The organism is Citrobacter sp. wls827 (genome assembly GCF_005280875.1).
Lineage (GTDB): Bacteria > Pseudomonadota > Gammaproteobacteria > Enterobacterales > Enterobacteriaceae > Citrobacter > Citrobacter youngae.
The window spans coordinates 145194-145829 of record NZ_SZWR01000001.1 but is presented as its reverse complement, the minus strand read 5'-3'; the positions used below and the strand labels follow the sequence as shown (position 1 = coordinate 145829).

Below are 636 nucleotides of genomic sequence, written 5' to 3'. Positions count from 1 at the left end.
CACCGCCATGTTGACCACGTTTAACGAGGTCAACATGAAGCCAATCATGGATCTGCGTAAGCAGTACGGTGACGCGTTCGAGAAACGTCACGGTATCCGTCTGGGCTTTATGTCTTTCTACGTGAAAGCGGTTGTTGAAGCGCTGAAACGCTATCCGGAAGTGAACGCGTCCATCGACGGCGATGACGTGGTTTATCACAACTACTTTGATGTCAGCATGGCGGTCTCCACGCCACGTGGTCTGGTAACGCCGGTCCTGCGCGATGTGGATCTGCTGGGTATGGCAGACATCGAGAAAAATATTAAAGAACTGGCAGTCAAAGGTCGCGACGGCAAGCTGACGGTTGAAGATCTGACGGGCGGTAACTTCACCATCACTAACGGTGGTGTGTTCGGTTCCCTGATGTCCACGCCGATCATCAACCCACCGCAGAGCGCCATCCTGGGTATGCATGCCATCAAAGACAGGCCGATGGCGGTAGACGGCAAGGTTGAAATCCTACCGATGATGTATCTGGCGCTGTCTTATGACCACCGTCTGATCGATGGTCGTGAGTCAGTAGGCTTCCTGGTAACCATTAAAGAGTTGCTGGAAGATCCAACGCGTCTGCTGCTGGACGTGTAGTTAATAAGAGT

General features: G+C 52.7%; 1 protein-coding gene. It reads left to right on the top strand.

Annotated elements, in window-relative coordinates; translation table 11 throughout:
• The coding region (sucB, locus tag FDX03_RS22895) for a dihydrolipoyllysine-residue succinyltransferase (RefSeq protein ID WP_129610054.1) at positions 1 to 625 on the top strand (625 nt) is incomplete at its 5' end.
• Between the last annotated feature and the right edge of the window lie 11 nt (positions 626 to 636).